The sequence below is a fragment of the Oerskovia sp. 140933 genome, assembly GCF_059651515.1.
This window is the reverse complement of record NZ_JAMXIO010000003.1, coordinates 1-21,113: the sequence shown is the minus strand read 5'-3', so window position 1 is coordinate 21,113 and position 21,113 is coordinate 1. Positions and strand designations below refer to the sequence as shown.

Genomic DNA, 21,113 nt, shown 5'->3' with positions numbered 1-21,113 from the left:
TCGCGATCGGGCGCGCGTTCACGGGCTGACCGGTCCCTCGCGGCACGCCCCGGGCCGACGCCGCTCCCAGACGCCGCCCAGCCCGCTCCCAGGGCTCCCGGGCTCCTCGACCTGGCCCGCAGATGCTCACACAACCCGCACACCGACCGGGGCCACGATTCCCGGAAGGGCGTCGGCGGCCTCCCGTAGGCTTGCGCCATGGCTTCCCCTGCGCGTCCCCGTCGACAAGTCAACGCCTATCAGCTCATCGCCCTGCTGCTGGCGTTCGTCCTCGTCTCCGGAGTCGGCGGCGTGCTCGGCGCGGGCCTGCTGATCCCCGTCGCCGCGGGCGCCAGCCAGCTCACGGACAGCAGCGTCCAGATCTTCGACGAGCTGCCCGACGAGCTCGAGCCCGGCCCCCTGTCGGAGCAGTCCCGGGTCTACGCCAAGGACGCCGTCACACAGCTCGCGACCTTCTACGTCGAGAACCGCATCGTGGTCCCCCTCGACCAGGTCTCGGAGCACATGAAGAACGCGGTCGTCGCGATCGAGGACCGCCGCTTCTACGAGCACGGCGGGATCGACACCATGGGCACGCTCCGGGCCGCGCTCAACAACGCCTCCGGCGGTGCCAAGCAGGGTGGTTCCAGCCTCACCCAGCAGTACGTCAAGAACGTCCTGATCGAGAAGGCCGTGCGCGAGGGCGACCCCATCGCCGCCGACGCCGTCAAGGACGACACGATCGAGCGCAAGGCCCGCGAGGCCAAGCTCGCGATCTCGCTCGAGAAGCGCATGACCAAGGACGAGATCCTCCAGGGCTACCTCAACATCGCGCAGTTCGGCATCAAGGTCTACGGCGTGGAGACCGCCGCACGGCACTACTTCGGCAAGAGCGCGTCCGAGCTCGAGATCGTCGAGGCCGCGACCATCGCGGGCGTGACCAACGCGCCGAGCAAGTACGACCCCGTGGCCAACCCGGAGAAGGCCGAGAAGCGCCGCAACCAGGTGCTGGGCGACATGCTCGAGCAGGGGTACATCACGCAGGCGGACCATGACGCGGCCGTGGCGACCTCCGTCACCGACACGCTCAACGTCGTGCCCGTGCGGGTCGGCTGCCAGGCCGCCCAGGGCGCAGCCTTCTTCTGCGACTACGTGACCAAGGTCATCCTCTCCAACCCGATCTTCGGGGAGACCGAGGACGAGCGCGAGGCGATGCTGTACCGCGGCGGCCTCGACATCACCACGACGCTCGACCCCGCGATGCAGGCCGCCGCTGAGGCGAGCGCGCTCGCCGCGGTGCCGACCGACGACTCGTCCGGCGTCGAGGACGCGATCGTCTCGATCGAGCCCGGCACCGGGAACATCCTCGCGATGGCCCAGAACCGTCCCTACGACGCCGCGTTCGAGCCCGAGCCGGGGACGACGGCGCAGAACTACAGCGCCGACCAGGCGCACGGCTCGTCCAGGGGCTTCTCCCCCGGCTCGACCTGGAAGCCGTTCCTGCTCGCGGAGTGGCTGCGGTCCGGCCACACGCTCAACGAGACCGTGAGCGCGAACAAGCGTGGCTGGCACAACAAGGACTTCGACTGGTGCGGCGGAACGGTCCGCAACGAGCCCAAGCCGTGGAGCCCCAGCAACTCGGACGGCCGGACCGACCAGGGCAACGTCTCGGTCCTGCGGGCGACGTACAACTCGCTCAACACCGCCTACGTGGCCATGGAGTCCGAGCTGCGCCTGTGCGACATCAAGTCGACGGCCGAGTCCATCGGGTTCAAGCCGGCGGTCACCGCCGACCAGGCCAACGGCGTCCAGATGCGGCCCTCGATGGTCATCGGGACCCAGGAGACCTCTCCGCTGCAGATGGCCGCGGCGTACGCGACGTTCGCGAGCGGCGGCACGTACTGCGACCCCGTCGCGATCACCCGGATCGTGGACGCGAACGGCAAGGAGCTCGAGGTCCCCTCGGCGAACTGCAACCCGAACGCCCTGGACCCCGCGGTGGCCAACACCGTGACCTACGCGCTCCAGCAGGTCATGACCAAGGGATCGGGCGTGAGCTCGCAGCTCGACGGCCGCCCCAGCGCCGGGAAGACCGGCACGGCCCAGCTCAACACCCACACGTGGTTCGTGGGTTACACCCCCCAGGTGTCGACGGCCGTCTGGATCGGCAACGCCGAGAAGGCCGTCGAGATGCGCAACAGCGGTAACGGGCGCTTCGTCATCAACGGCGTCGGCAAGAACTGGTGGTTCGGCTCGGACCTCGCCGCCCCCACGTGGCGCGACTACATGAACACCGTCCTCGCGGGCACCCCCGCCCAGGCATTCCCCGAGCCCGACCCCAAGATGCTCGGGCCGGTCCAGGCGCCGACCCCGACCAAGCCGCCGAGCGACAGCGAGAACGGCGGCGGCAACAACGGCGGCGGCAACAACGGCGGCGGTGGCAACGACAACGGCGGCGGCAACAACGGCAACGGCAACGGCGGCGGTGGAAACAACGGCGGCGGGAACGGCGGCGGCGAGACCGCGCCCGACGGGGAGCAGGACTGACCAGGGCCCGCGTGCACCCCGCACTGGTCGGCGCCGGCGCTCTCGCCGCGGCCGGTGCGGGCGCGCTCGCCTACGCCCACCTGGAGACCAAGCTCTTCACGCTGCGTGAGGTCACGGTCCCCGTGCTCCCCCCGGGGCACGCCGACGTGCGCGTCCTGCACTTCTCGGACCTGCACCTGACCCCCACGCAGGAGCGCAAGATCGAGTGGATCCGGTCCCTCGCCGCGCTGCGCCCCGACTTCGTGGTCGACACGGGCGACAACTTGGCGCACGTGGACTCCCTGGAGCCGCTCCTGTACGCGCTGGAGCCGCTCCTGAGCACCGCACCGGGCGCGTTCGTCATGGGGTCGAACGACTACTTCGCACCCTCACCCAAGAACCCGGCCCGCTATCTGCTGCCCGACGCCCGGATCTTCCACAAGATCGACCCGCCGCGCCTGCCGGCCGACAAGCTGGCCGCCGCCTTCAGCGGGGCCGGCTGGATCGACCTCACCAACCGCCGGGACACGGTCGAGGTCGCGGGGCTGTCGATCGACCTCGTGGGCGTCGACGACCCGCACCTCGACCGGGACGTCTTCCCTGCCGCGCCCGTGCGCGCGGCGAGCGGTGCCGAGAGGGACGCGACGCCGTCGGGCCTGCGGATGGGCGTGGTGCACGCGCCCTACGTGCGCGTCCTCGACCAGATGCACGCCGACGGCGCCGACGTCATCCTCGCCGGTCACACGCACGGCGGGCAGCTCTGCGTCCCGTTCTACGGCGCGCTCGTGACCAACTGCGACCTGGACCGCGGGCGGGCCAAGGGCCTGCACGGCTGGCCCGGCACACGGCCCGACGCCCCCGGCGGCGAGGGGTCGACGTGGCTCAACGTGTCGGCCGGGGCAGGCACGTCGCCCTACGCGCCGTTCCGGTTCGCGTGCCGTCCGGAGGCCACCGTCGTGACGCTCACGGCACCCTGAGCACGCGCTGAGGAGCCGGTTTCGTCGCAGGGGCAAACGTCGGCTATTCTAGGCAGGCTCCAGCGCGCAGGTTTGGCGGGACCTTTCGAGGACTCTCCACGGACCAGGCGCAACAGGGGCAATCGGGGTGTGGCGCAGCTTGGTAGCGCGCGTCGTTCGGGACGACGAGGTCGCAGGTTCGAATCCTGTCACCCCGACCAGCACGAAGGCCCGGAGTCCACTGGACTCCGGGCCTTCGTCGTCCCCGCCCCACGAGGTGACGTCCCGCGATCCCCGCGGTGACCGCCCTGTGCAGGCCCCACCTTCCGGTGTCACGATGAGGGTCCATCACCCCCAGCGTCGGAGGTCGACATGGCCCAGGAGCCGATCGTCATCGTCGGAGGTGGCCTCGCCGCCGCGAAGGCCACCGAGGCCCTGCGGGCCGAGGGGTACGACGGCGACCTCGTGGTCGTCTCGAGCGAGCCCCACCGGCCCTACGAGCGCCCACCCCTGTCCAAGGACTACCTGCGGGGCGAGGCCGAGCGCGACGTCCTGTTCCCCCTGTCGGAGGACTGGTACCCCGAGCACCACGTCGACCTGCGGACCGCGACCCGGGCCGCGGGGATCGCCGTCGGGGACCACTCCCTCACGCTGATCGACGGGACCGTCCTGCCGTACTCCCGCCTGCTCCTCGCGACGGGCTCGACGCCGCGCTCGTTCACCGTGCCGGGCGCCGACCTGCAGGGGGTGCACTACCTGCGCACGATCGAGCACGCCGACCTCCTGGCCGCGACGTTCGAGGCCTCCGCGCGCGAGGGCGCGGGCCGGCTCGCGGTCGTGGGCGACGGGTGGATCGGGATGGAGGTCGCCGCGTCCGCGCGGACCCTGGGCCTCGCCGTCACGGTCGTCGGACGCGCGGTGCACCCGCTGGGCCGGGTCCTGGGGCCCCTGCTGGGCGAGATGTACGGCAGGGTCCACGCGGACCACGGCGTGCACCTGCACCGCAACGTCCAGGTCATCGGGATCACGGGCAGCGAGGGGCGGGTCACCGGTCTCGACATGGCGGACGGCACGCACGTGGAGGCCGACGTCGTGGTGGTGGGCGTGGGCGTCACGCCGAACGTCGGGTTCGCGGAGGCGGCCGGGATCGCGCTGCGCGAGGCCGCCCTGGGGGGTGGGCTCGCGGTCGACGGGACGCTCGCGACCTCGGCCCCGGACGTGTGGGCCGCGGGGGACGTCGCGAGCGTCCCCTCGCCGCGGTACGGCCGCCCCCTGCGCGTCGAGCACTGGGCCGTGGCCCTGGAGACGGGGCCCCACGCGGCGCGCGCGATGCTGGGCTCGCGCGAGCCCTACGACAAGCTGCCGTACTTCTTCTCCGACCAGTACGACGTGGGCATGGAGTACCTGGGGTTCGTCGAGGACCCGGCTGCGACCGAGGTCGTGGTGAGCGGGTCGCTCGAGGACCACGAGCTGGTCGCGTTCTGGGTCGCGGACGACCGGGTCCAGGCGGGCATGGCCGTGAACACCTGGGAGCAGATGGGACGGGTCGAGGAGATCGTCCGCGCCGCGGGGCCGGTCGACCGCGACGCCCTGGAGGCGTTCCGCGGCTGACCGGCCCGACGGCGGCGGCTCGGCTCCGGCGGCGGTGCGGCTCCGACGGCGGTGCGGCTCTGGCGGCCGGCCGGAGCCGGGCGCCGAGAGCCGAGCCCTACGGCACCTCGCGCTGCGCCTGCCCCACGTACTGGCTGAGCGGTCGGATGAGCGCGTTCGCGGCCCGCTGCTCGATCACGTGCGCGGTCCAGCCCACGACGCGTGCCGCGACGAACAGCGGGGTGAACGTCGGGGTGTCGAAGCCCATGAGGTGGTAGGCGGGGCCGGTCGGGTAGTCGAGGTTGGGCAGGATGCCCTTGCGCTCGGTCATCGCGGCCTCGAGCGCGTCGTACAGCTCGTCGAGCGCGACCGCCTCCGTGGTCGCGAGGTGCGCGACGAGGTCGTCGAGCGTGGTCTTCATGGTCGGGACGCGCGAGTCGCCGCTCTTGTAGACGCGGTGCCCGAACCCCATGATCTTGCGCTTGTCGGCCAGGGCCTGGTCGAGCCAGGCGGCGGCGTGGTCGGCGGTCCCGATCTCGGCGAACGTCGCCATGACGGCCTCGTTCGCGCCGCCGTGCAGGGCTCCCTTGAGGGCGCCGATCGCGCCCGTGACGGCCGAGTGCAGGTCGGAGAGGGTCGAGGTGATGACGCGGGCCGTGAACGTCGAGGCGTTGAACGAGTGCTCGGCGTACAGGATCATCGAGACCTCGAAGGCCCGTACGACGCACTCGTCGGGCACCTCGCCGAAGGCCATGTGGAGGAAGTTCTCGGCGTAGCCCAGGTCCTCGTCGGGGTCGACGATCTGCTGGCCGCGTCGACGGCGCTGGTCGAGCGCGACGACCGCGGGCAGCATGGCCCACAGGCGCAGGGCCTTGGCGTGCTCGGCCTCGGGGGACGAGTCCTCGGCCGTGGGGTCGTGCGCACCGATGACCGAGACCGCGGTGCGGCACACGTCCATGGGGTGGCACGTGGTGGGGAGCTCGAGGATCGCGTTGCGGACGGCACCGGGCAGCGCGCGGTGGGCCCGCTCGGTCGCGGTCTGCTCGGCGAGCTGCGCGGCGGTGGGCAGGTCGCCGTGCCACAGGAGGTAGGCGACCTCCTCGAAGCTCCTGGTCGCGGCGAGCTCCTGCACGGGGTAGCCGCGGTACAGCAGCGAGTTCGTGTCGGGGTTGACCTTGGAGACCGACGTCGTGTCGACGACGACGCCCGCGAGGCCCTTGTGGATCTCGGGAACCGGGGTCGCCGCCGCGAGACCCGGGCCCGAGGCGGTCGGCGCGCTCCCGACGCTGGGGGTGCTGGTGGTCATGTGCTCACTCCTTCGTGATGCGGGGTCCTGCGGGCAGTACCTGAGCGCCTACGGCCGGTACGTGAAGATCTCGGTGTCGAAGTGGTTGTAGCCCGCGTAGTCCACGAGCTCGTACAGCCGCGCGCGCGTCTGCATCTCGCCGACCGCTCCGTCCTGCGTCCCGGTCTCCCTGATCATGTCCAGGGTGCGCTCCGCGGCCCCCATCGCGCTACGCAGGAGCGTCACGGGATAGATGACGATCTGCACGCCGACGGCCGCGAGCTGGTCCCGCGTGAACAGCTCGGACTTGCCGAACTCGGTCATGTTGGCGAGCACGGGCACGTCGACCGCGGAGGCCACGGCCTCGAACTCGGCGAGGTCTCGCATGGCCTCGGGGAAGATCGCGTCGGCCCCGGCGTCGACGAGCGCCTTGGCCCGGTCGATCGCGACCCTCAGCCCGGCGGGGCCTTCGACGCTCGCCCGGACGTCGGTGCGCGCCATGACGAGGAAGTTCGGGTCGCGGCGGGCGTCGACCGCGGCACGGATGCGCTTGGTCGCGGTCTCGAGGTCGACGGTCGCCTTGCCGTCGAGGTGGCCGCACCGCTTGGGGTTGACCTGGTCCTCGATGTGGCAGCCCGCGACGCCCGCGTCCTCGAGCGTCTGGACGGTGCGCGCGACGTTCATGGGTTCCCCGAAGCCGGTGTCGGCGTCGACGATCGCGGGCAGGTCCGTCATGCGCGCGATCTGCCCCGCTCGGGTCGCGACCTCGGTGAGGGTCGTGAGGCCGATGTCCGGCAGCCCGAGGTCCGCGGAGATCACGGCCCCCGAGACGTACACGCCGTCGAAGCCCTTGTCCTCGATCAGGCGTGCGGAGAGCGGGTTGAACGCACCGGGGAGCTGGAGCAGCTCACCGGCCGCGAGCCGGGCACGCAGCGCGGCCCGCTTGTCCGACGGCATCACGTGCGAGTAGAACATCAGCTGCCTCCTGCGGTGGTCGAGCGGGTGGGGTCGTCGGCAGCCTCGCGCATGGTCCAGCCCGCGGCGCCCTCGCCGGGTCCGGTCTCGCCGGGTCCCCCGGCGTCCCGGGACGGGCGGCCGAGCTCGAAGATGCCCGTGGGTACCGGGACCGTGTCCAGCAGACCCGGCCGCGCGACGATCGAGAGCTCGCGCACCTCGGCGGGGGTGAGCGACGGGAGACGCTGCGCGAGGTCGAGGAAGCGCTCGATCTCGGCGGGCTCGAGCACGCCGTCCGCGAGGAGCCGGAACTTGGCGACGTACTGCGCGCGGGCGAACGGGCGCGCACCGAGCGGGTGTGCGTCGGCGACCGCGATCTCGCGGACGATGCGCCCACCGTCGGCGAGCTCGATCACGACGCGACCGCCGAACGCCTTCTCCGCGGGGTCGACCGAGTGGTAGCGGCGCGTCCACTCGGGGTCCTCGGCCGTCGTGACCTTGCCCCACAGCGCGACCGTGTCGGGGCGGCCCGCGCGCTCGGGCGTGTAGGAGTCGACGTGGTGCCACCCGCCGTCCTGGAGCGCGACCGCGAAGATGTACGGGATGGAGTGGTCGAGCGTCTCGCGCGAGGCCGTCGGGTCGTACTTCTGCGGGTCGTTCGCGCCCGAGCCGATCACGTGGTGCGTGTGGTGGCTCGTGTGGATCGTGATGGTGGCGACGTTGTCGGGGTCGGCCAGCCACGGGTGCTCGGCGTGCAGCGCGCGCGCCAGGTCGATGAGCGCCTGCGACTGGTACTCCGCCGAGTGCTCCTTGGTGTACGTGTCGAGGATCGCGGTCTTGGGCTCACCGGGCGACGGGAGCACGACGTCGTAGCGTCCCTCGGGGCCGTCGAGCAGCCACGCGATCACGCCGTCCTCGCCCTCGTAGATCGGCTCGGGCGAGGTCTGCCCGCGCATCGCGCGGTCCACGGCCTCGACCGCGACCTTGCCCGCGAGGGCCGGGGCGTACGCCTTCCAGGTCGAGATCTGCCCCTTGCGGGACTGCCGCGTCGCGGTCGTGGTGTGCAGCGCCTGACCGATCGCCTGGAAGATCGTGGTGGTGTCGAGCCCGAGCAGGGTCCCGATCCCGGCCGCCGCCGACGGGCCCAGGTGCGCGACGTGGTCGATCTTGTGCGCGTGCAGGCTGACGGCCCGCACCAGGTCCACCTGGATCTCGTAGCCCGTCGCGATGCCGCGCACGAGCGCCGCGCCGTCGCAGCCCGCGTGCTGCGCGACGGCGAGGATCGGCGGGATGTTGTCCCCCGGGTGCGAGTACTCGGCCGCGAGGAACGTGTCGTGGTAGTCGAGCTCGCGGACCGCGACGCCGTTGGCCCAGGCGGCCCACTCGGGGCTCGTGCGGGTCGCGAGCGGGGACCCGAAGACGGTCGCACCGGGCTCGTACGGGTGCGCGAGGGCCTGCGCGCGGGCCGCGACGACGGGTGCGCGCGTGAGGCTCGCGGCCGCGACGGCCGCGTTGTCGATCACGCGGTTGACGATCATGTCGACGACCTCGTCCGGCACCTCGACCGGGTCGGTCGCGAGCTCGGCGAGCTTCCACGCGAGCTGGTCGGTGCGGGCGAGGTTCTCCGCGGACCGGTGGGTCCGCAGGTGGTGGGTCGTGGGCATCGGTGCCTCCGGTGGTCGGTTCGTCGTGCGTCGGGTGCCGGTGTCGCGGGAGGAGCGGCCTGCCCGACGGCGTCGCGCGGGCTGCGAGGCAAGGTGCGGTCCGCTGCGAGCCAGGTCAGGCGGCCGGCGTCGTCAGCCGGTCGGTGGGGGCGGCGCCTCACCGAGGGCCTTGGCGGCCATGGCCCCGCTGCGTTCGATGTGCTCGCGCATGGCCCGCTCGGCCGCGTCGGGGTCGCCGCTCGCGATCGCGCGGGCGACCGCTCGGTGCTCGTCCACGTGGTCGGTCGTCCCGACGCGCTCACGCGCGGCGAGGGAGCGGTACCGGTCGACGTGCCCGCGGATCTGGCGCAGCAGCTCGGAGCACCAGCGGTTGTCGGCCAGGGTCGCGATCTCGCCGTGGAACTGCGCGCCGATGCGCAGGACCTCGTCCTCGTGGTCGCGCACGGCGTCCATGAGGTCGACCAGGCGTGCCAGGCGCTCGTGGTCGGCGGGCCGGGCCCGCTCGCACGCGTCCCGGGCGAGGAGCCCTTCGAGGCGGGCCCGGACGTCGTAGACGCGGTGCAGGTCGGCGACCGCGAGGGGGGCGACGCGCACTCCCCCGGTCGGCTGCTCGACGACGAGGGCCTCGGCCTGGAGGAGGCGCAGGGCCTCGCGGACGGGGGTCCGGCTGACGCCGAGCTGGGTCGAGAGGACGGGCTCGGTGAGCCGGGCGTCGGCCGCGAGCGACCCGTCGATGATGCGCTGCCGCAGGAGCTCGTAGACCGCGCGGGCGCCGGACTGACGGCGGACGGAGACGAGGGGCTCGTCGCGCGGCGGGGACGACGTCGTCGGGGCGCTGCTCATGCGGCCATCGTGCCACAGGGTATGCGTACTTGTATACAACTCTGCTCGACAGCCCGCCCGGTCACGACCGGGCGGGGATCAGCAGCCGTCACCCGGCGGTTCGTCGTCGCCCAGGGGACGCATCCGTTCGGCCAGCTCGTGGTGCCACACCGCGAGACCCTCGAGCTGGACGGCCCGCCGCTCGACCCACGCCCCCGCTCCCTGGCCCGACCACAAGGGCGGGTAGACGCTCAGTCCCATGTCCGGGGGAAGGTCCTCGACGTCCCGCTGCCAGCCGGGCCAGCGCAGGTCCGCGACGTACTCGGCCAGGCCGCCGCTGATCGCCCACTCGGTGAACGCCCCCTGCCCGAACCCCAGGCAGTGCCACTCGAGCGTGTCGGGGGCGAAGTAGTGCACGTCGCCCAACGGGCCCGGCAGCCCACCACCGTTGACCGCGAACGTCCCGCCCAGCACGTCGAACGCGACCACGAGCCGCTCGGGTGCGAGGCTCCCGTCCGCCGGGTCGCCGAGGCCGTTGATCGTCGCGAGGTCCGGCAGCCCGTACGCCCCGCCGCCCAGGAGCCGCAGCCATCCGTGGTCCACCAGCACGCCGCCCGTGTGCAGCGCGAGCGCGCCCAGCGTCGAGCGCGTCGTGATCTGCAGGCGGTACAGGACCTCGGGAGCCCAGTCGGGCGGCGCCAGGACCTCGACGCCCGGGCGCTGGAACATCCGGGCGAGCGTGGGCCAAGCAGGTTCCTCGACCTGCGTGAGATCCGAGACCGTCCTGATGCCCATGGTCGGGGATCATGCCACGTCGGGCAGTGAATTCCGACACAGCCCGGAGAATCCCTTACCTGATCCGTCCGTTGTGCGCATCTCTTCCGGACTTTCCTGGCGAGCGAACCCCGGGATTCCGCCGTAAACCACCCGGCGGGAGGTCCGTCTGCCGAGACCTACCGGGCGAGGTCCCGGGCCGCTGCACCCTCCGTCCGCGCCTCGGCCGGACCTGTCGTACCGGCCGCCGCGGCGCCGTCGGCCACGGCACTGCCGGGGACGGCCACCGCCCCGGGTGCCGGGGGTCGCGGACGCCCCGACACCACCGCGTACCCGAGCCCCACCACGACCGCTCCGCCGACGAGGTTGCCCAGCCCGACGAACAGCAGGTTGCGCCCGAACTCGCCCCAGGTGGTGAGGGCCTCGGGGCTGAACAGGCCGATGCTGAACGTCGTCATGTTCGCGACCACGTGCTCGAACCCCGAGGAGATGAACGCGAAGATCGCCCAGAAGATGACGATCGCCTTGCCCGCCTCGGAGCGCAGGCGCCCGCACGCCCAGATCGCGGCGCACACCAGGATGTTGCACAGGACGCCGCGGAAGAAGAGCTGCCCGCCGGTCTCGTGGGCCTTGCCCGCGAGCATCGAGGCGATCATCTCGCCCGCGGCGGCGTTGGTGTGCAGGACGCCGGACTGCACGACCATCCACCCGAAGAGCATCGAGCCGAGCAGGTTCCCGCCGAAGCAGAACAGCAACGTCCCGACGGCGGAGCGCACCGGGATCGTCCGGGTCACCGCCCCCTGGGTCAGGATCATCATGGCCGACGTGCTGAGCTCTGCCCCGGCGAAGACCACGAGGGTCAGCGCGACCGAGAAGACTCCGCCGGCCACGAGGCGCTCGGCGGGAGCCCCCGCTGCGAGGAAGGGGCCCGCCGTGGCGACCATGAGGACCACACCGACCCCGATGTAGGCCCCTGCGAGCATCGCCGCCACGAGGTAGCGCCACGGGTGGCGCGTGCCGTCGACCTTGGTACGAGCCGCACGGGACTGCTCGGTCAGGTTCTCTGTGAGGCTCAGCACCCCTCGATCGTCCACCTCTTCCATCTAAGCGCGCGGAAGCGGTCGGCAGGTGGAACGGGCGGTCTCAGCGGACCGGGCGACCGGCCACCGATCGCCCGCGCCTAGCCGAACGTGAACGTGAAGACCTGCACCCCGGCGGGCACGTCGAGCTCGACCGTGCCCTCGCTCGGGGCCGCCCCCTCCAGCACGGGGTGGAGCGTCGGGTTCCCCGAGACGTCGATCTCTCGACGTTCGACCACCTTCCCCGCCCCGTCCCGGACCGTCGCGGTCACCGTCCCCTCGCCGCCCAGGACGCTGAACACGTCGGTGCCGCGGTACGCGAGGCGCACGCGGGCGTCGTCGGACACCGCGGTCGCCCCCTGGAAGTCGACGTCCCACGTCCCGCCCAGCGAGAAGGTGTCGACGGCCTGGTCGCCGGTGAGCGTGAACGCCTGCTCGCCCGCCGCGTACCTCGGCTCCCCGGCGTAGTTGCCGACCTTGCCGACCGAGAGGTACGTCTCGGGGGTCGTCGACCCGTCGGGCGTCCCGTCCTCGACCGAGGTCGCCCCCGGCAGGCTCACCCCCGGGTTCGCGTCCGCGAGGAGCTCGCGGATCAGTCCCTCGGTGTCCTCGTAGCCGCCCTCGCCGAACCGGATGTGCCGCACGGTCCCGCCGGCGTCGATCAGGTACTGCGCAGGCCAGTAGCGGTTCCGGTACGCGGTCCACGTCGCGTAGGAGTTGTCCTGCGCGACCGGGTACGTGACCCCCAGGTCCTCGGCCCCCGCGACGACGTTGCGCGTCTCGCGCTCGAACGCGAACTCGGGCGTGTGCACCCCGATCACCTCGAAGCCCTCGCCCACGTCCTTGTACTGCTCGTACCAGGCGTCGACGTGCGGGATCGCGCGCTGGCAGTTGATGCAGGAGTACGCCCAGAAGTCGACCAGGACGACCTTGCCGCGCAGGTCGTCGAGCTCGAGCGGCTGGTCGCCGGGGGTGTTGAACCAGGTGTCGATCCCGCGCAGCGCGGGGGCGGGCCCGCAGTCCTCGAGCTCGGACGCGCCGTTCGAGCAGCTCGCCAGCTCACGGTTCTCGTCCGTGACGATCCCACCGAGGTCGAGCGCCTCGCGCACCGTCCCCGACGCGTCGACACGCTCCTGGAGGCTGCCCGTGTAGTCGGGCAGCGCGCGCTGCAGGTACGCGGGCAGGTTGAACGCGAGCCCCACGGCGAGCACGATCATGACCACGCCGCCCGCCACGCGGATCCCGCGCGCGTGCCGCTGGAAGGCCGTGACGCGCTCGGCGACACGACGCCCCGCGAGCGCGAAGACCAGGAGCGGGATCGCCGCGCCGACCGCGAACGACACCGTGAGCGCGACGGTCCCCGGCCCGATGTTCCCCGTCGCGCCCGCGACCGTGATCGCCGCGAGGACCGGCCCGGCGCACGGCACGTACAGGACGCCGAGGCCCAGTCCGAGCACGAAGGCCCCTCGATCCTGGCTGCGTGCCCCCCGCCGCGAACCGAGCGCCGCGATCCTCCGGAACGGCCGTTCGAGCACCTCCTCGAACCGCGGCACGATCATCCCCACGCCGATCACCGCGAGCAGCGTCAGGCCCACCCAGCGCAGCAGGTCCTGCGGCAACCCGAGCGCACCGAGGAGCACCGAGCCGAGCAGCGTGAAGACGCTGAAGCTCACGACGAGCCCGGCGATCACGAGGTAGGGGCGCCACGAGCGGCGGGTGCCTCGGGCGTGGACGCTGCGCTCCTCGTCCTCCGCGCCCGCCCGACGGCGTCGCTCGCCGTCGGGGGGTCGGGCACCGCCGTCGACGGGTCGGGCCGCCGTGACGACCCGGCCGCGCGCCCCGACCCGGACCGCGCCGGGAGCACCGGCGAACAACGAGGCCGACGGCGCGCCCGGCCCGTCCCCCGCCGAGGGCGACGCGTCCCCGGCGGGGGCTGCGTCGTCGGGCCCCGGGGACGGCACGACGCCGGCGGGCGGGGCCCCCACCCCGCGGGCGCCCTGCACGCCGCCCGCGAAGAAGATCACGGGGAGCATCGGCAGGATGCACGGCGAGATGCCGGTGACGAGGCCACCGAGCAGGCCGATGAGCACGAGGGTTTCCATGGCCCGGGTTCGGCGCGGCCGCCCGTGCGGATGGGTCGTGCGGGTCCCCGGACGTCCCACCCATCCGGTCGGCCCGCGGCTCCGAACCTCCTGCGAGACGCCCCGCACCTGACGGGGCGACGACAACGAGGAGAGACCGATGAACGTTCGAACCCGTTCGTACGCCGCGGCCGGCATCGCCGCCCTGGCGATCCTGGGCCTGACGGCCTGCAGCTCCGACTCCGACTCCGGCTCCGGGGACGACTCGTCGAGCGCGTCGGAGATGACGACGCCGTCCGACGACATGTCGCAGGACACCATGACGCCCGAGGTCGACCCCGCGGCGAACCTCGTCGGCCCGGGCTGTGCCGCCTACGCCGAGCAGGTACCCGACGGCGCGGGCTCCGTGACCGGGATGTCGACGGACCCCGTCGCGGTCGCGGCGTCCAACAACCCGCTCCTGACGACCCTCACGGCCGCCGTGAGCGGTGAGCTCAACCCCGACGTGAACCTGGTCGACACCCTCAACGGCGGTGAGTTCACGGTCTTCGCGCCCGTCGACGACGCGTTCGCCAAGATCGACCCGGCGACCATCGAGACCCTCAAGACCGACGCCGACCTGCTGACCCAGATCCTCACCTACCACGTGGTGCCCGGCCAGCTCACCCCTGACCAGGTCGTCGGCGAGCACGAGACCGTCGAGGGCGGGACCGTGACCGTCACGGGCTCGGGCGACGACCTCATGGTCAACGACGCCGCGGTGGTCTGCGGTGGCGTCATGACGCAGAACGCCACGGTCTACCTCGTCGACACGGTCCTCATGCCGACCATGTGACCCCTCGGACGCCGGCCGTCGCGGTTGTCCCCGTGCCGCGGCGGTCGGCCGGCACCGGCCCGGTCCTCACGGGGCGCACGCGAGAGCCGCTCGCTCCGGACCCCCTGTCCGGAGCGAGCGGCTCCTTTCGTGCACCCGGTCCTCAGGACCGGGTCGTCGTCCTCGCGGACGTCAGGCGTTCGCCCGGCGACGCGCCCAGACGATGCCCGCACCGCCACCGACCAGCAGCAGCGCCAGGAAGCCGACGGCCCCGGCGGTCGCGCCGGTCGCCGCGAGCGACGGGCCGCTCGGCGTCTCCGCGCTCACAGGCGTCGCCGGCCCGTCAAGGGGCCCGGTCGCCGCCAGGATCTTCGGGTCGGCGCACGACGACGTCGCCTCCGGGTAGCGGACGGTCGTCGAGTAGCCCGGGTTGACCTCGAACAGGACCTCGACACCGGCTCGCGTCCACGCGAAGTTGCCGTCGGTCTCGGTGTACGTGCCGTCGGCCTGCAGCTCCCAGCCCGGCCACGCACGGGGCTCGTCCGCGGACGCACCGGGCCACAGGAGCTCACCCTCGAGCGGCAGGCCGTCGACCGTGTAGTCCTCGCCCTCGCCGGGGTGGAGGAAGGTGATGCTCAACGGGCGGTCGCCGTCCGCCTGGTAGCCCTCGGGCAGGAAGACCTCGTAGCCCAGGTACGGCGTGTCCGCCTCGCAGACCGCGCCGATGTCACCGGGCGTCAGCGCGCAGTCGGCCGGGTCCAGGTCGACCGCGAACGTCGCGGACGCACGGTCCTCCGACAGGACGTACCCCTCGACGGCGGTGAGCACGGTCCCGGTCGCAGCACGCGCGACGACCGAGTCGCCCGAGCGTTCGTAGCTGATCTCGTCGGTGCTCTCCGGCACGTCGACCGTCCGGCCCTGCACGGTGCAGACCTCGGTGGCCACCGGCACGACCGGCGTCACGCTCCTGGGCTCCCCCGTCTCCTCGTCGTCCCCGTCGCACGCGGGCACCTCGGCCAGGTCCGTCAGGTCCTGGTGCTTGGAGTCGACCAGCACGCCGCCCAGGGCCGACGTCGGCGGGGTGATGGTCCCGGGCCACACGAACGACCCGTCCTGTCTGACCCGGTCCTGCTGGACGGCCCAGCCCTCGCCGCAGACCTCCTGCGGCAGGACCGAGGGAAGCTCGGTGTACCACTCGGTCCCGGGCCGGTGGGTGACCAGCTCCTGCGGGCCGGAGTTCTCCCACGCGGCCGGCTTGGTGGGGTCGGTCTTCTCGTACAGGTAGAGCCCGACCTCCCTGTCGGGCTTCGGCTCGGGCTTCGGCTCGGGCTTCGGCTCGGGCTTCGGCGCGGTGGCGCAGGCATCGGTCGAGCCGTCGTCGCTGAAGTTGTACCGGTTGCCGTCGGAGGCCTTGACGACGAGCTCCCACGTGTGGCCGACGGTCGTGTCGGGGAACGCATAGCGGGTCGTGTACGAGCGGCCGAACGTCTCGTCCTTGACGACCTCGCCGTCGACCGTGACGACGACCTTGTTGCCCTGGGGCGCGTAGGCCGACAGGTTGACCTCGAGGCCCGTGCACGTGGCCTTGACAGAGGGGGTGTGGGCGGAGGCGGGGGCCGCGGTGGCGACCAGTCCGCCGGCAACGAGCAGCGCGGCAGCGCCGCTCGCCAGGAGCTTCTTCACGGGTGGTGGATTCCTTCCGGGGTGATGTCGGAGCGCCTTCGCACGACGACACAGTGGGGAACGCGTCGTATTGCATCACCAATACCCGGATTTTGACAAACCCCGGCATATACCCGGAATCGGACCACGAAACTACCCGAGGCAGGGTATTTCAGAGCCCTTTCACGGGCATTTTCTATCCGATATCGAGTATCAGGTCTCGAGCACGACCAGCGGGTCGCTCGTGGGCTGCGGCGACCCGCCCGCCGGCTCGAGCGTCACCGCGACCCCGGCGCTCCCCGCCGCCTCGACGAGCAGCGCGGCGGACCCGTCGCTCGCGTCGAAGACCCCGGCGGAGACCATCTCCTCGCCCTCGACGAGCCAGAGCTGGTAGTCCTCGGCCGACCCCGCCTGCGGGAGCCCCGTGACGGAGAACAGCACCCGGTCCCCGACGACCAGCGCGCTCGCGTCGCCACCCCCGACCATCTCGCCCCGGACGATCTCCGCGGACGGGTCCGCGAGCATCGACGCGACCGCGTCGACCTGCGCCTGGAGCCGGGACTCCTCCTGGCGCGACCGGATCGCGAGCGTCGTCGGGACGGCGATCGCCACGACCGCCGCCGCGGCCACCGCAGCGACCACCCAGCGCCGGCGGGGGCGACGCGCGCCGTCCGGTCGTGCCGTGCCGGTCGCGCCCGCGGCTCCCTCCCGGCGCCCGTGCTGGTCCGGCTGCACCTGCTGTGCCTGCTCTACCTGCTGTACCGACGCGATCCTCCCCAGCACCTGGTCACGCAGGGCGGCAGGGGGCGGAGCGTCCACGGTGAACGCGGCGACCACGTCACGGTGCTCGTCGAGCTCGCGGCGGGCTTCAGGGTCCGCCGCCAGCAGGCGCTCCACGACGCGCCGGTCCAGGTCGTCGACCGCGTCGAGCGCGTACGCCGCGAGCAGGTCGCGCCCCTCGGCCGTCGGCCCGCCCGTGCGGTCACCGTCAGGGGCCGCGTCGGGCACGCCCGGTCGCCCGGTGTCGTCAGCCACGGTTCACCCCCAGGCAGTCGCGCAGACGCAGGAGCCCGTCACGGATCCTCGACTTCACGGTCGGGACGGCCGCCCCGAGCTCCGCGGCCACCTCCCGGTACGTCAGCCCACCGAAGTACGCCCGCACGACGGCGTCGCGCTGGGTCTGCGTGAGGCTCCCCAGGCACCGGCGCACCGCGGCCGACTCGAGGAGCTGCTCGACCTCCTCGACCACGACGTCGTGCCCGCTCCCGGCGAACCGCCCGTCGACGTCCTTCTGGTCCCGCACCCGGCGGGACTGCTCGGAACGCACCCGGTCCACCGCCCGCCGTCGGGCCATGGTGACCACCCACGTGCGCGCCGACCCCCGGGAGGCGTCGAAGCGCACCGCCGTCTGCCACACCTCGACCATCACCTCCTGGGTCACCTCCGCCGCGTGGTCGTCGTCGCGCAGCACGCTCAGCGCCGTGCCGAAAGCGGCAGGCGCCAGCGCGTCGTACACGGGCGCGAACGCCTCCGGATCGCCCCCGGCGCACGCGGCGAGCGCGGCATCGAGAGCGTCGGGCTCGCTCGTCCTCACGGGTGGCACCCGACCAGTCTGCCCCAGGCTCGACGTCGCGGCGCACCGGCGGACCACCCGCGGCACGTGGGCTCCCGCGACGACCGGGGCACCTGTGGTTCGTCACGGTCGGGCCCCCGGATGGGTCGTTCCCCGGACGTGCCGACCCGCTACCCTCGCGAGGTGACCGAGACGCCGCCGACTCCCCGCACCCAGCACGTGTACCTGCTCGTCGGGGCACTGTTCGTGCTCCTCGTCGGACTCGCGATCTGGGCGACGACGCGCGACGAGGCGGGCGCCACCGGTACTCCCCCCGCAGCGGAGGGGACGTCCCCCGAGGACGCCGGGGTGACTCCTCGCCCCGACCCCGGGACGCCCACGCCCTCCACGGCCTGGGGCCCTCTCGAGGTCGACCTCGAAGCGCTCGACGGCGTCGAGTCCGCGACGGTCCTGGTGTACGACGAGTACGTCGAGGGCATCCCGCTGCCCGCCCCCGAGGTGACCGTCGACCTCGAGAGCCACCGCACCCCCGACGAGGCGCAGGCGACGGTCGACGCCGCGTACGTCCTCCTGCTGTCCGCCGGGCTGCCCGCGGTGCCCCGGCTCACCGTCGTCGACACCGTGCCCGGCACGGGCGGCACCCTCACCGTCGCCCACGCCGGCCCGGCCGACCGCGCCGTGCGGGACGCGGTGACCTTCCTCGACGCGGGCGCCGCCTCCGTCCGGTTCACCGGCGACAACGCCGCGGTCACCGGCGCGGGGCCCGCGTCCCTGCCCGGCCTCGCGGAGGTCGCGCGCGTCCTGGACCGCGGCCTCAACTCGCTCGGCGACTCCACCTTCGGCACCCTGTACTCGTCACCCGCCGAGCCCGTCCGTCCGTCCGCCCCGGCCGTCGCCCTCCTCGTGGCAGCCGCCGAGCGCCCCGGGACGAACCAGGTCGTCCACGAGATCAGGTCGCCCCAGGGGACCCCGTCCCCCCTGCTCACCATCCTGGTCGAGGGCCCCTCGACCCCCACCGCGGACTGGTTGCGCACCTACGGGCAGGGAGACCTGCTCGACTCCCCCGTCGCCTTCACGGTCCACGGGGACGAGACGTCCGAGTCGGGATTCGTCGCGAACCGCGACCTCGTCGTCACGGACCCCGCCGGGGACCAGGCCGACGCCGCCGCGGCCGCAGCAGACGGCGTCGCGCCCTGCACCGGGCCCGACCTGCGCGCCGGGATCACCGGGTTCGACGCCGCGACCGGCGCGCGCTTCCTGACCGTGACCGCCGAGAACGTGACCGACCGGCCCTGCGCGCTCGACGGGCGCCCGGGCCTGTCGTTCGACCGGGCCTCGGGCACGGCCCCGAACGTCCTGCTCCAGCCCGACCGCACCGACCAGAACCCGACCCGCATCGTCCTCGCTCCTGGCGGGACCGCCACGTCGCAGCTCACCTGGCGCGCCATGTCCACGACGAACGACCCCGACGTGACGACCCACGTGGTCGTCACGCCGGTCCCCCTCGCCCCGCCCGTCCGGCTGCCCGTCAGCAGCGTCGACGGGATCTCGTCGGGGGCGGACATCCTCGAGGGTGCGACCGTCACCGTGGCGCCCTGGGTCGTCCCCGCGGCCTGGCCCGTCACTCCCTGAGGCCGGCCCGCCGACTGCGGCCCGGACCGTCGACGACCGTGCCGACGAGCCGCCGCACGACCAGCGAGGCCGCCTTCCCCAGGGGGAGAGCGGCCTCGGCAGGACGTGCAGCAGAGCTGGGACGCGAAAGTCAGAGCGCCCGGCGCGCCCGCACCGACTCGGCCAGCTCGCCGAGCAGCTCGGCCGTGGTGTCCCAGTCGATGCACTTGTCCGTCACGGACTGACCGTAGACGAGCCCGCTCGGAGCCGGAGCCTGCGCACCCGCCACGATGAAGCTCTCCATCATGAGTCCCGTGATCCCGGCCTCGCCCTCCGCGATGCGCGTCGCGACCTCGCGCACGACCTCTGCCTGACGCACGTGGTCCTTGCCCGAGTTGCCGTGGCTCGCGTCGATGACCAGACCGTGCTCGACGGCCCCGCCCAGGCCCGAGGCCGCGGCCACGCGCAGGGCGGACGCGACGTCGTCGGGCCCGTAGTTGGGGCCGCTGCGCCCACCGCGAAGGATGATGTGGCAGTCCGGGTTGCCCGCGGTCTCGACCGCGGCCGCGCGCCCCGCGCCGTCCGTGCCGAAGAACGTGTGCTCGCTCGCCGCGGTGATGCAGCCGTCGACCGCGATCTGGATGTCGCCGTCGGTCGCGTTCTTGAACCCGACCGGCATCGACAGTCCCGACGCGAGCTGGCGGTGCACCTGGCTCTCGACGTTGCGCGCGCCGATCGCGCCCCACGACACCGCGTCCGCGATGTACTGGGGGCTCGTGGGCTCGAGGAACTCGGTCGCCGCGGGGACACCCGCGTCGAGGACCCCGAGCAGGACCTCGCGCGCCAGGTGCAGGCCGCGGTTGACGTCGTGCGAGCCGTCGAGGTCGGGGTCGTTGATGAGGCCCTTCCAGCCGACCGTCGTGCGCGGCTTCTCGAAGTACACGCGCATCACGATCGCGAGGTCCTCCGACAGGTCCTTGGCCACGGCCGCGAGACGGTGCGCGTAGTCGAGCGCGGCCGCCGGGTCGTGGACCGAGCACGGGCCGACGATGACGAGCAGACGGTCGTCCTCACCCGCGAGGACGTCGCGGATCTCGCGACGGGACTGCGTCACGAGGTCACCGCGCGCCGTGCCGAGCGGGAGCTCCGCGAGCATGTCGACAGGGGCAGGCAGGGGGTCGAGGGCGCGGATGCGCAGGTCGCTCGTGGGCGCCTGCAGCTCGTACTCGGGGTGGGAGGTCACGCGTTCCATGGTGTCACCTGCGCCGTCGGGCGAGGTGACCGTCTCGTGGTGACGTTCGTCGGTCCGTGCGTCGACCAGGCTGTGCGAGACGTCGGTCGAGGTCGTGGCGGTCATGCGAGGGCTCCTGATCTGAAGGTGACTCAGACGGAGCCGCGCGACCTGCTCTGTGTCCGGAGTCGGCCCGTCTGAATGACGAAGGGCCCGGACGCGGTCTGCGTCCAAGGCCCTGTGCTGGCTCCGGGGAAGGTTGGTCAGGCGAACGCCCGCTCGGCCCCTCCAGGAGCCAGCGTAAAGCGCCAATACCAACGAACCGTGTTCACCCGACGACCGTAGCACAGGGGTTCCGGGGCGCCGGGGCGGCGTCTCGGACTGTGAACGGGTGCAGGGTCGACGTCGCCGTCTAGGTGTACCCGGCCAGGAGGTTGGTGTCAGTTCCGGTTGTTGAAGGGAGGACCTCCGGGCTTAGTGGAGATGTCGAAGTCTTCACAACCCGGAGGTCC

The 21,113-nt window shown here is 72.8% G+C and carries 15 protein-coding genes, 1 tRNA gene and 1 pseudogene; 6 read left to right on the top strand and 11 right to left on the bottom strand.

Features of this window, described 5'->3' with window-relative positions:
• Positions 1 to 198: 198 nt before the first annotated feature.
• From NHG27_RS02475 to NHG27_RS02460, 4 genes are all read left to right on the top strand, one after another.
• Positions 199 to 2,526 (top strand): transglycosylase domain-containing protein, encoded by a 2,328-nt coding sequence (locus NHG27_RS02475; protein ID WP_193718468.1) that lies wholly within the window; start codon positions 199 to 201, stop codon positions 2,524 to 2,526.
• 11 nt (positions 2,527 to 2,537) lie between these two features.
• Complete coding sequence (locus tag NHG27_RS02470) at positions 2,538 to 3,482, top strand: metallophosphoesterase (protein WP_497014627.1); 945 nt, start codon at positions 2,538 to 2,540, stop codon at positions 3,480 to 3,482.
• A 123-nt stretch (positions 3,483 to 3,605) separates the two neighbouring features.
• Positions 3,606 to 3,682 (top strand) — tRNA-Pro (locus NHG27_RS02465).
• Positions 3,683 to 3,833: 151 nt separating this feature from the next.
• On the top strand, positions 3,834 to 5,072 hold the full coding sequence (locus NHG27_RS02460; protein WP_497014626.1) for an NAD(P)/FAD-dependent oxidoreductase: 1,239 nt from the start codon (positions 3,834 to 3,836) through the stop codon (positions 5,070 to 5,072).
• A 97-nt stretch (positions 5,073 to 5,169) separates the two neighbouring features.
• On the opposite strand, the gene NHG27_RS02455 is transcribed toward NHG27_RS02460, so the two are convergent.
• From NHG27_RS02455 to NHG27_RS02425, 7 genes and pseudogenes are all read right to left on the bottom strand, one after another.
• Positions 5,170 to 6,357: a bifunctional 2-methylcitrate synthase/citrate synthase gene (locus NHG27_RS02455; RefSeq protein WP_497014625.1), complete on the bottom strand. Its 1,188-nt coding sequence runs from the start codon at positions 6,355 to 6,357 to the stop codon at positions 5,170 to 5,172.
• 48 nt (positions 6,358 to 6,405) lie between these two features.
• Positions 6,406 to 7,311 carry a methylisocitrate lyase gene (gene prpB / locus NHG27_RS02450; protein WP_497014624.1) on the bottom strand — a complete coding sequence of 302 codons (906 nt, stop codon included), beginning with the start codon at positions 7,309 to 7,311 and terminating at the stop codon, positions 6,406 to 6,408.
• Positions 7,312 to 7,439: 128 nt separating this feature from the next.
• A pseudogene (locus NHG27_RS02445) lies at positions 7,440 to 8,954 on the bottom strand (MmgE/PrpD family protein); the annotation flags it as partial.
• Between the two features lie 132 nt (positions 8,955 to 9,086).
• Positions 9,087 to 9,797 (bottom strand): GntR family transcriptional regulator, encoded by a 711-nt coding sequence (locus tag NHG27_RS02440; protein WP_193718456.1) that lies wholly within the window; start codon positions 9,795 to 9,797, stop codon positions 9,087 to 9,089.
• A gap of 78 nt (positions 9,798 to 9,875) precedes the next feature.
• On the bottom strand, positions 9,876 to 10,571 hold the full coding sequence (locus NHG27_RS02435) for a DUF2625 family protein (protein WP_497014623.1): 696 nt from the start codon (positions 10,569 to 10,571) through the stop codon (positions 9,876 to 9,878).
• Positions 10,572 to 10,729: 158 nt separating this feature from the next.
• Positions 10,730 to 11,629 carry a formate/nitrite transporter family protein gene (locus NHG27_RS02430; protein ID WP_193718454.1) on the bottom strand — a complete coding sequence of 300 codons (900 nt, stop codon included), beginning with the start codon at positions 11,627 to 11,629 and terminating at the stop codon, positions 10,730 to 10,732.
• Positions 11,630 to 11,730: 101 nt separating this feature from the next.
• A complete protein-coding gene (locus NHG27_RS02425; protein WP_497014622.1) occupies positions 11,731 to 13,731 on the bottom strand; it encodes a cytochrome c biogenesis protein DipZ in 2,001 nt (666 codons plus the stop codon).
• Positions 13,732 to 13,870: 139 nt separating this feature from the next.
• On the opposite strand from NHG27_RS02425, the gene NHG27_RS02420 reads away from it, so the two are divergent.
• Positions 13,871 to 14,545: a fasciclin domain-containing protein gene (locus NHG27_RS02420; protein WP_193718452.1), complete on the top strand. Its 675-nt coding sequence runs from the start codon at positions 13,871 to 13,873 to the stop codon at positions 14,543 to 14,545.
• Between the two features lie 171 nt (positions 14,546 to 14,716).
• Here the strand turns inward: NHG27_RS02420 and NHG27_RS02415 are convergent, their stop codons facing one another.
• From NHG27_RS02415 to NHG27_RS02405, 3 genes are all read right to left on the bottom strand, one after another.
• Positions 14,717 to 16,207: a hypothetical protein gene (locus NHG27_RS02415; RefSeq protein WP_497014621.1), complete on the bottom strand. Its 1,491-nt coding sequence runs from the start codon at positions 16,205 to 16,207 to the stop codon at positions 14,717 to 14,719.
• 192 nt (positions 16,208 to 16,399) lie between these two features.
• Positions 16,400 to 17,221 (bottom strand): anti-sigma factor, encoded by an 822-nt coding sequence (locus NHG27_RS02410; protein WP_497014620.1) that lies wholly within the window; start codon positions 17,219 to 17,221, stop codon positions 16,400 to 16,402.
• Positions 17,214 to 17,789 (bottom strand): sigma-70 family RNA polymerase sigma factor, encoded by a 576-nt coding sequence (locus NHG27_RS02405; RefSeq protein WP_497014619.1) that lies wholly within the window; start codon positions 17,787 to 17,789, stop codon positions 17,214 to 17,216. The genes NHG27_RS02410 and NHG27_RS02405 overlap by 8 nt, the downstream gene beginning before the upstream one ends.
• A gap of 153 nt (positions 17,790 to 17,942) precedes the next feature.
• Here NHG27_RS02405 and NHG27_RS02400 point away from each other — a divergent pair, with 153 nt between their 5' ends.
• A complete protein-coding gene (locus NHG27_RS02400) occupies positions 17,943 to 19,391 on the top strand; it encodes a DUF4232 domain-containing protein (protein WP_497014618.1) in 1,449 nt (482 codons plus the stop codon).
• A gap of 130 nt (positions 19,392 to 19,521) precedes the next feature.
• Here NHG27_RS02400 and NHG27_RS02395 read toward each other — a convergent pair whose 3' ends face one another.
• Complete coding sequence (locus NHG27_RS02395) at positions 19,522 to 20,622, bottom strand: 3-deoxy-7-phosphoheptulonate synthase (RefSeq protein ID WP_193718602.1); 1,101 nt, start codon at positions 20,620 to 20,622, stop codon at positions 19,522 to 19,524.
• Positions 20,623 to 21,113 lie beyond the last annotated feature (491 nt).